The 9,392-nt window shown below is 71.2% G+C and carries 10 protein-coding genes and 1 rRNA gene; 9 read left to right on the top strand and 2 right to left on the bottom strand.

Annotated elements, in window-relative coordinates; genetic code table 11:
• The 9 genes from rrf to ACZ4FH_RS31510 form a co-directional block, all read left to right on the top strand.
• Window positions 1-95 (top strand): 5S ribosomal RNA (rrf, locus tag ACZ4FH_RS31550); the annotation flags it as partial.
• A gap of 72 nt (window positions 96-167) precedes the next feature.
• Window positions 168-812: an HAD family hydrolase gene (locus ACZ4FH_RS31545; protein WP_467309187.1), complete on the top strand. Its 645-nt coding sequence runs from the start codon at window positions 168-170 to the stop codon at window positions 810-812.
• A gap of 42 nt (window positions 813-854) precedes the next feature.
• On the top strand, window positions 855-2,066 hold the full coding sequence (locus tag ACZ4FH_RS31540; protein WP_467309186.1) for an MFS transporter: 1,212 nt from the start codon (window positions 855-857) through the stop codon (window positions 2,064-2,066).
• Window positions 2,035-3,207 (top strand): acetoin utilization protein AcuC, encoded by a 1,173-nt coding sequence (locus ACZ4FH_RS31535; RefSeq protein WP_467309185.1) that lies wholly within the window; start codon window positions 2,035-2,037, stop codon window positions 3,205-3,207. Before ACZ4FH_RS31540 ends, ACZ4FH_RS31535 begins: the two co-directional genes overlap by 32 nt.
• Before the next feature lie 109 nt (window positions 3,208-3,316).
• Window positions 3,317-4,132, top strand: a complete 816-nt coding sequence (locus ACZ4FH_RS31530) for a phosphatase (RefSeq protein ID WP_383650788.1) — start codon at window positions 3,317-3,319, stop codon at window positions 4,130-4,132.
• A 128-nt stretch (window positions 4,133-4,260) separates the two neighbouring features.
• Entirely contained in the window at window positions 4,261-4,473 is a 213-nt protein-coding gene (locus ACZ4FH_RS31525) for a helix-turn-helix domain-containing protein (RefSeq protein ID WP_018525026.1), read from the top strand.
• Window positions 4,474-4,584: 111 nt separating this feature from the next.
• Window positions 4,585-4,683: a 30S ribosomal protein bS22 gene (locus ACZ4FH_RS31520; RefSeq protein WP_003948845.1), complete on the top strand. Its 99-nt coding sequence runs from the start codon at window positions 4,585-4,587 to the stop codon at window positions 4,681-4,683.
• Window positions 4,684-4,833: 150 nt separating this feature from the next.
• A complete protein-coding gene (locus ACZ4FH_RS31515; protein WP_467309191.1) occupies window positions 4,834-5,934 on the top strand; it encodes an NAD-dependent epimerase/dehydratase family protein in 1,101 nt (366 codons plus the stop codon).
• A gap of 14 nt (window positions 5,935-5,948) precedes the next feature.
• Window positions 5,949-6,971 carry a lysophospholipid acyltransferase family protein gene (locus ACZ4FH_RS31510; RefSeq protein WP_467309184.1) on the top strand — a complete coding sequence of 341 codons (1,023 nt, stop codon included), beginning with the start codon at window positions 5,949-5,951 and terminating at the stop codon, window positions 6,969-6,971.
• A 52-nt stretch (window positions 6,972-7,023) separates the two neighbouring features.
• On the opposite strand, the gene ACZ4FH_RS31505 is transcribed toward ACZ4FH_RS31510, so the two are convergent.
• Entirely contained in the window at window positions 7,024-8,220 is a 1,197-nt protein-coding gene (locus ACZ4FH_RS31505) for a DUF5667 domain-containing protein (RefSeq protein WP_467309183.1), read from the bottom strand.
• A 249-nt stretch (window positions 8,221-8,469) separates the two neighbouring features.
• Window positions 8,470-9,267: an ECF subfamily RNA polymerase sigma factor, BldN family gene (locus ACZ4FH_RS31500; RefSeq protein ID WP_383650781.1), complete on the bottom strand. Its 798-nt coding sequence runs from the start codon at window positions 9,265-9,267 to the stop codon at window positions 8,470-8,472.
• Between the last annotated feature and the right edge of the window lie 125 nt (window positions 9,268-9,392).

Genomic DNA, 9,392 nt, shown 5'->3' with positions numbered 1-9,392 from the left:
AAACGCCCGGTTACATTCCGAACCCGGAAGCTAAGCCTTTCAGCGCCGATGGTACTGCAGGGGGGACCCTGTGGGAGAGTAGGACGCCGCCGAACTCCTTGTGTAAATGAGCCCCGTGCCCTTGTGGCACGGGGCTCATTTGCGTTTTGAGCGCTTAAGGTCGTGCCATGCGCTACGACTTGGTCATCTTCGACAACGACGGTGTGCTCGTGGACAGCGAGCCGATCTCCAACACCATCCTCGCCGCCTACCTCACGGAGCTCGGGCACCCGACCACGTACCAGCAGTCCCTCCGCGACTACATGGGGGCGGCCATGCACCGGGTGCACGACCTCGTGGCGGAGCGCGGTGGTGAGAAGCTGCCGGCCGACTTCGACGAGGTGTTCCACGCCCGGGTCTTCGCGGCCTTCCGGGAGGAGCTGGAGCCCGTCCCCGGCGTCGACGAACTCCTGGGGAAGCTCGTCGCCGACGGGATCCCGTACTGCGTCGCCTCCTCCGGAAGCCATGAGCGGATTCGCGTCGGGCACCGGAAGACGGGGCTCGACCAGTGGTTCGAGGAGGAGTGGATCTTCAGCTCGGAGGACGTCGGCCGGGGGAAGCCCGCGCCCGACCTGTTCCTGTACGCGGCCGAGCGGATGGGGGTGAGCCCCGAGCGCTGTGTCGTCATCGAGGACAGCCCGCTCGGGGTGGAGGCCGCCAAGGCCGCGGGCATGGACGTGTACGGGTTCACGTCGATGATGCCGGCGGACCGGCTGGCCGGGGTGAACGGGCATTTCTCCGACATGGGACAGCTTCGGGAATTGCTCGCCTGACGCGTCTACCCACGGGTAGAAACTGGCCCTACGCTCGCGCCCATGACAGATGCACGTATGCGGCACGGCAGAGCCTCCCTCGCGGGGAGCTTCTTCGTGCAGGGCGTCACCTTCGCTCTCCTCGTGACGCGGATACCCGCCATCCAGGACCGGTACGGGATATCCGACGGGCTGCTGCCCGTCTTCCTGGCCGCCGTTCCGATCCTGGCCGGGGTGGGCAGTGTGGTCACCGAGAAGGTGGTCGCACGGGTGGAGCCCCGGACCGTCCTGCGGTGGGCGCAGCCCGTGGTCCTGCTCGCCCTGCTCGGCGTCGGGGCCGGGAGCCGGGTCTGGGAGGCCGCGCTGGCGCTCGGGGTGTTCGGGCTGTCGGTCGGTGCCCTGGACGCCTCGATGAACATGATGGGCGTCAGTCTCCAGCGGGCGTACGGCCGCTCCATCATGCTGGGCTTCCACGCCGCGTACAGCCTCGGCGGGATCGTCGGGGCCTCCCTGGCGTGGGCCGGGGCGCACTGGGACCTGTCGCTGCTGGTGTCGTACGTCCCGGCGGTCGTCCTGCTGCTGCCCGCCGCGTTCATCGGGAGCCGGTGGTACGCGAACGGGAACGAGGGCGAGCCCGGCGGGGCCGGGGAGGCGCCCGTGGCGGCCGGAGGCGTGTCCGTCTCCTTCAAGCTGCTGATGCCGCTCTGTCTGGTGATGTGCTTCGCGTACATCGGGGACTCGACGGTCTCCAACTGGAGTGCCAAGTACCTCCAGGACGTGCTCGGCAGTTCGGAGCAGATGTCGACCGTTCCGTACAACGTCTACATGGTGACGACGCTGCTCGGGCGGGCCGTGGGGGACTTCGGGGTGCGCCGGTTCGGGGCGGTGGCCGTGGTGCGGGGCGGGACCGTGCTGGCGGCGGCCGGGTTCGCGGTGGTGGCCGTGGCCGGCGGGGCCTGGGTGGGGATGCTCGGGTTCACCATGCTGGGGCTCGGGCTCTGTGTGATCGTGCCGCAGACCTTCGCTGCCGCCGGGCGGATGTTCCCCGGGGCGAGCGATGTGGCGATCGCGCGGCTGAACATCTTCAACTACGTCGGCTTCCTGGTCGGCTCACCGCTCGTCGGCGCGCTCGGGGACGCGTGGAGCTACCGGGGGGCGATGCTCGTGCCCATGGTGCTGGTCCTCGCGACGCTCCTGTACGCCAAGTCGTTCGGGGCGGAGCCCGCCCGATACGGTGGCGGGCATGAGCGGCCGCGCACAGTTGATGTGGGATGACGCAGTAACGGGATACGACTTCGGGGACGACCACCCGATGGACCCGGTCAGGCTCGGTCTGACGATGAGCCTGGTGCGGTCGTTCGGCCTGGACCGGGCGGTGGACGTGGTGGCGGGGAAGCCCGCCGGGGAGTCCACGCTGCGGCTCGTGCACCGCTCCGACTATCTGGACGCGGTGCGGGCCGCGTCCGCCGATCCGCGTACGGCCGACCAGGGCTACGGGCTGGGGACCACGGACGATCCGGCGTTCGCCGGGATGCACGAGGTGTCGGCGCTGATCGCCGGGCAGTCCGTGGCCGCCGCCGAGGCCGTCTGGCGGGGCGGGACCGCGCACGCCGTGAACTTCACCGGCGGTCTGCACCACGCGATGCCGGGCGGCGCGGCCGGGTTCTGCATCTACAACGACCCGGCCCTCGCCATCGCCCGGCTGCTGGAGCTGGGTGCGGAGCGGGTCGCGTACGTGGACGTCGACGTGCACCACGGGGACGGGGTCCAGGCGGCGTTCTGGGAGGACCCGCGGGTTCTGACGATCTCGCTGCACGAGCATCCGCGGACGCTGTTCCCGCACACCGGCTGGCCGGAGGAGACCGGTGCCGGGGCGGGAGAGGGCGGTGCGGTCAATGTGGCGCTGCCGGCCGGTACCGGGGACGGCGGCTGGCTGCGGGCCTTCCACGCGGTGGTGCCGGAACTGCTGGCGGACTTCCGGCCGCAGGTCCTGGTGACCCAGCACGGGGCGGACACCCACTTCGAGGACCCGCTGGCGCATCTGGCGGTCACGCTCGACGCGCAGCGGGCCGTGATGGAGGCCTGCCACGATTTCGCGCACGCCTACGCGGAGAACGGGCGCTGGGTGGCGCTGGGCGGCGGCGGATACGCGGTGGTCGATGTGGTGCCGCGGTCCTGGACGCATCTGGTGGGGATCGCCGCGCACGCGCCGGTGGAACCGGAGACGGTGATTCCGTCGTCGTGGCGGGACGAGGTGTACGCGCGGACGCGGCAGCTCGGGCCGGCCCGGATGACGGACGGGCGGGTGCCGGTGTGGAAGCCCTGGGAGGAGGGGTACGACCCGGCGGACCGGCTGGACCAGGCGGTGCTGGCGGCCCGGCGGGCGGCGTATCCGCTGCGGGGGCTGCTGACCTGACGCCCCGGCCCCTGGGGCCGGGGGGCGCGCGGGGGCGTGATTACGCCAACTGTGGGGCGCAATACGGGTTTTGGTCCCGGTCCGGTGCGGTTGGGGCAGCATCGGCAGGGTGTTGAGCACCGGAGCGCTGCGTGCGCATCTGCTGGCGGCCCGGCTGGCCGGGCCCGTGGCCACTTCGCGGGAGACGAGTCTGCGGAGCTATCGGCTGTTCGCGGCCGGGGACCCCAGGGTCACGCTCGGGCTGAGGCCCGGCGGCGAGTGGGGCGAGCGGGAGCTGTTACGGCTGATGGCCGAGCGGTGCGGGGTGTCGGACGATCCGTCGTACGTCTCCGGGCCCGATGTGATCGATCCGGAGCGGACCGTGGCCGGTCTGGAGGCGTTCGCGGCGCGGCTGGGGCGGGCCGCGGCCCGGCGTTCGCCGGTGCTGTTCGGGACCGGGCATCCGCATCGTCTGCTCGGTTTCTACGCAGCGCTGGCAGACGCGCTGTCGGCGGCGGGGTGCGCCGTCCTCACCCCCGCGCAGGGGCGATGTATCGACATAACGACCCGGTTCGGCGTACGCACGTACAACCTCGACTACGTACGGGGAGTCGCGCTGGTGCGCGAACCCGGCGCGCGGGTGCCCGGTGGTGGCACCGGCGCACACACCCATTCACCCCTGCCTCTCAGGGTGGCTCTGGCCGCTGCGGCGGACGCCGGAGGGCCGCTGCCGGAGCTGGTGGTGGGGGACCACGGATGGGTCTGCGGAGCAGGTCAGCTCGGTATCGAGGCGATCGGGCTGGCCGATACGGACGATCCCGCGCTGTTCGTCGGGGAGGCCGAGGGGCGGGTGGCGGTGGCGGTGCCGCTCGACGACGCCGTGCGCTCGGCGTACTACCTGCCGCTGACGCGCTATGTACTCAATCGGGCGTGTCTGTCACAGTAGGCGGCCGATCGCCTCTCCTCTTCCCCACTCGCATCACCCGCCCCTAATCTGGGGAGTGAGCGCACAACGACGAAGAGTCACCGGAGGGGAAGCCGGTGCGCGTCCGGTGCGGAAGGTACAGGTGGGTCATGGCTGCTGACAGCGAAAGGCCTCTGAACGAGGTCAAGTTTCTGACCGTGGCGGAAGTCGCCTCGGTCATGCGAGTGTCGAAGATGACCGTGTACCGCTTGGTGCACAGCGGTCATCTGCCGGCGATCCGGGTGGGCAGGTCCTTCCGGGTGCCGGAGCAAGCGGTTCACGAGTATCTCCGCGAGTCCTTCGTGGGGGTGGCGTCCGCCTGACGTTTCCCCTCGGATTACGTCCCTCACGCGGTGGCGGGTAGGCTAGGCCGACGTAGGTCGTGTGGGCCCAGACGCCCCGCACCAGTGAAGAAGAAGTGAGCGAGGGTAGTCGTGGGCTCTGTTATCAAGAAGCGGCGCAAGCGGATGGCCAAGAAGAAGCACCGCAAGCTGCTCAAGCGCACGCGCGTTCAGCGTCGCAACAAGAAGTAAGCGAACGCAGTTCGTGTCCACCGCAGCCCTTCCGCCGATCCGGCGGGAGGGCTGCGGTGCTGTGTACGGGGGGTGTCCACCCGCTACGGTGACGTCCTGGGGGACCTGGACCCCACCTCCCGCACGGGAGGCCGACGGAAGGCGCTGATCGTGGGGAAGGTCGTGCTCGTCACGGGAGCGGCCCGGCAGCTGGGGGGCCGTTTCGTGCGGCGTGTCCAGCGGGATCCGGGGGTCGACCGGGTGATCGCGGTGGACGCGGTCGAGCCGGGCCACCGGCTGGGCGACGCCGTCTTCGTCCGCGCGGACATCCGCCGCCCCGCGATCGGCCGGGTGCTGGCCGAGCACGGTGTGGACACGGTCGTCCACCTGGACGTCAGCGGCACGGCGATCGGGGCCCAGGGGCGTACCGCCGTCAAGGAGACCAACGTCATCGGCACGATGCAGCTGCTCGGTGCCTGCCAGAAATCGCCGTCGGTGCGGCGGATGGTGGTGAAGTCCACCACGAGTGTCTACGGTTCGGCGCCTCGCGATCCCGCGGTCTTCCACGAGACGACCCCGCCCAAATCGCTGCCGGGCGGCGGGTTCGCGAAGGACGCGGTGGAGGTCGAGGGGTATGTGCGGGGCTTCGCGCGCCGCCGCCCGGACGTGGCCGTGTGCGTGCTGCGGTTCGCGAACATCCTGGGGCCCGACCCCGATTCGCCGCTGGCCGACTATCTGTCGCTGCCGGTGCTGCCGACGGTGTTCGGCTACGACCCCCGGCTCCAGTTCGTCCACGAGGACGATGTGATCGACGTCCTGGGGATCGCGGCCGGCGAGGCGCGGCGCGGGACGCTGAACAGCGGGACGTTCAACATCGCGGGGGACGGGGTGCTGCTGCTGTCGCAGTGCGCGCGGCGGCTGGGGCGGCCCACGCTGCCGGTGCTGCTGCCCGCGGTCACCTGGGTCGGCCAGGCGCTGCGCACGGTCGGCATGACGGACTTCTCGGCGGAGCAGATCCGGCTGCTGACGCATGGCAGGGTGGTCTCCACGGTGCAGATGCGCGAGACGCTGGGGTTCCGGCCGCGGTTCACCACGGCGGAGACCTTCGCCGCCTTCGTCGCGGGCCGGGGTCCGGGGCTGCTGCCGCCCGAGAAGGCCGGCCGGGCCGTGGACCGGCTGGCCGTGTTGGCCCAGGGGTCCCGGGGTGCCGGCGGGGCCGCGCGGATCGCCGGACCGGACGGCGGCACGGATCCGATCCCCGGCGCGAGGTAGAGGAGCGCACGACGATGGCGGATGCCAAGGTCATTCCGTTCGACGACGACCGTTCGCGGGCGGGAGGCGTGCCGCGGGCCGGGCGCAGGAGGGCCCAGGGGGGCGGCACGGGCTCCGTGAGCGCCCTGCCGGGGCAGCAGCCCGGGGCGAGGCCGTCCCCGGAGCCCGGGAGGGCCGCTGCCGCCCAGGGAGCCGAGGACGGCTGGGACCGGCGGATCGCGAGCGGGCTGGCGTTCCTGCGGCGGCGGGTCACCGGTGAGTACGAGGTCGACGAGTTCGGCTACGACGAGGAGCTGACCGACCAGGTCCTGATGTCGATGCTGCGGCCGGTGTACGAGAAGTACTTCCGGGTCGAGGTGAAGGGCATCGAGAACATCCCGGCCCGGGGCGGGGCGCTCCTCGTGTCCAACCACTCCGGGACGCTGCCGCTGGACGGGCTGATGCTCCAGGTCGCGGTGCACGACAACCATCCGGCGGGGCGCCATCTGCGGCTGCTCGCCGCGGACCTGGTCTTCATGCTGCCGGTGGTCAACGAGCTGGCCCGCAAGGCCGGTCACACGCTGGCCTGCGCGGAGGACGCGGAGCGGCTGCTGCGGCAGGGCGAGGTCGTCGGGGTGATGCCGGAGGGTTTCAAGGGCATCGGGAAGCCGTTCGGGGAGCGGTACAAGCTCCAGCGCTTCGGGCGAGGCGGTTTCGTGTCGACTGCGCTGCGCGCCGGGGTGCCGATCGTGCCCTGCTCGATCGTGGGTGCCGAGGAGATCTACCCGATGATCGGCAACGCGAAGACGCTGGCCCGGCTGCTGGGCTTTCCGTACTTCCCGATCACGCCGACGTTCCCGTGGCTGGGGCCGCTGGGGGCGGTGCCGCTGCCGACGAAGTGGACGATCCAGTTCGGCGAGCCGATCGCCACGGACGGCTATCCGCTGGAGGCGGCGGAGGATCCGATGCTGATGTTCAACCTGACGGACCAGGTGCGGGAGCAGATCCAGCACACGCTGTACAAGCTGCTGGTGCAGCGGCGGTCGGTGTTCTTCTAGCGAAGGTTCTTCGCGGGGAGAACACCGACCGCCGCCGGTCGCCGGATGCGGGTCAGCCCTTGTCGTCCTGGGCGTCGATCCCGAGGCCGCCGATGAGCCCCGGGATGAGCGGGGGCAGGGTGATGTCCGGGGTGGGCGGTGTGCTCGGGGTGGTGTCGGACGGGGTGGTCCCGGTCGACGGGGGGTTGAGCAGACCGTCGGTGCCGCCGGCGATCAGGCCGTCCGCCGGGGTGCTGCCGGTGTCCGAGGGGCGTGGCGAGGCGCTGGTGCCGTCCGTGCCGGCCCCGTGGCTGTCCGCAGGGGACGAGGGCGACGGGGTGCCCGTGCGGGCGGAGGGGGCCGAGCCGGTGCCGTCGGTGCCGGAGTCGCGTGCCGTCCCGCTGCGCTCGGGTGCGCGGGGGAGCAGCGACTGGAGCGGGCCGACCTCTTCGTCTATGGCGGCGAAGACCGAACTCACCTCGTTGCCGACGTCGGTCAGCTGGACCGGGAGGCGGTCGCGGAGGTTGCTCCAGCTCTCGCGGTGGGAGCGGGAGAAGGAGTCCAGGGTCTGGATGGGGCCGATCTTGCCGTCCCGCTCGTAGGCGGAGTGGAGGAGGCGGTGGCCCTCGGTGGCGTCGTGCGTCATGCGGTTGAGGGTGCGCCGGATCTCGCCGAGCTGCTCGTGGTCGAGGTCGCCGGAGCGGGCGCGCTCCATGAGGCGGCGGGCCTCGCCGAGGCGGGTGGAGGCCTGGTCGAGGTAGACCTCGCCGCGGTCCGTGTCTCCGTTGGCCAGGCCGAGGTGGATGTCCTCCATGCCGCGCTTCAGGCCGTAGAGGGAGTCACCGGGGAGGGCGTCGGAGCTGGCAGCGGCCACTCCGCCGAAGGCGCCCGCCGCCACACCCACGGTGAGGCCGCCGGCGGCCAGTCCCTTGGTCCAGCGCGATCTCGGGCGGAGCTTGCGGAGCGGGGAGGCCCGATGGGCGCCCCTGCCCCGTTGTTCGGGAACGGTAGGGTCCGCGGACGCACCGCCCCCGGCGAACATGGTCTCCATGGCGGCGACGAGCTGTGCCCGCTGCACCACTTTGACGTCGGGGTCCAACTGCGGCTTCGGCAGCTCACCGAGGCCGTTCGCCAGGGCCAACAGCTCTTCCGGGGCGGCCTGTTCGGCCGGGTCCTCGGACTGTACGGCCGCCGCACCGCGGAGCGACTGCTCCTCCAGGGCCTGGGCGAAGGCGTTCGCCCGCCGGTGTGCCGAGACGTTTGCGATCACTGGCGGCACCTCCTCTCGTCATGACGGTCGACTCCCCTGCTGGTCCGGAAGGTTGCACACCTTGAGCGCTTCCACACGAACGAGTGAGCGTCGGCGGACAGGGCGTGACGACAGGGGGCCTGCAACCGGCACAACGAGCGGCGCGGCACTTGGGTTACGCACGAAAGATGATCGGACCAGTGCGTGAAGGGGTGGTGGCGGGGAGTGAGCGGGGCCGGGACGTCCCGGCCGGCGGGGGTGGTCGGGAGGTCAGCGGGCATCGTCCGGAAGGAGCCGGGCCAGCGTGCGGACGGCACGGTACTGGAGGGTCTTGATCGCGCCCTCGTTCTTGCCCATCACGCGGGCGGTCTCGGCGACCGAGAGTCCTTGCAGGAAGCGCAGGGTCACGCACTCCTGCTGCTGGGGGTTGAGGCGGCGCACGGCCTGGAGCAGTGCGGCGTTGGAGAGGGATTCGAGGACGGAGTCCTCGGGGCTGCGCTCGACCTCGTTGGCGTCGAGCATCTCGCCGGTCGTGACCTCCAGCCGGAAGCGGCTGGACTTGAAGTGGTCGGCGACCAGATTGCGGGCGATGGTGACGAGCCAGGCGCCGAAGTCGCGGCCCTGCCAGGTGAAGGTGGAGATGCGCCGCAGGGCGCGCAGGAAGGTCTCGCTGGTGAGGTCCTCCGCCGTCGCCTTGCCGCCGACCCGGTAGTAGATGTAGCGGTACACGGTGTCGCTGTACTGGTCGTAGAGGCGGCCGAAGGCGTCGGCCTCGCCGGCCTGGGCGCGCTCGACGAGATCCATCATGCGCGCGCTGTCGCTGTCGGCGGTCGGCCGGCGGACGGGGGCGGACGTCGACGCGGAGGCGGCCGTGGCCGTCGTGCCGCGGTTGCCCCGTCTTCCGACCGCCGCACCGCGTTCGGCCAGGGCATAGCAAGGGCCGACAGGTGCAGGGGTGGCGAAGGCGGGGACGGCGTACGCGGTGGGGACGAAGCCGCGCAGACGGTCGGCGACCGATGCGCGCAGCGTAGCCAGGCCCGAGGCGTCAACCCCGACGTGTGGGTACACGGGACTCCCAGAGGCAGAGCTTCCATCACGTGCAGTGCGGAACCGTCACTCGTCGTAGTGAGGGAAAGGTTCCGGAATGCGTCTGAGGAGAATAACGCTTCGTACAGGCAGTGCTACACCCAGTT

The sequence above is a fragment of the Streptomyces sp. NPDC024555 genome (assembly GCF_055559335.1).
Note: the sequence above shows the minus strand (reverse complement) of the source record. Positions and strands in the feature narration are given on the sequence as shown.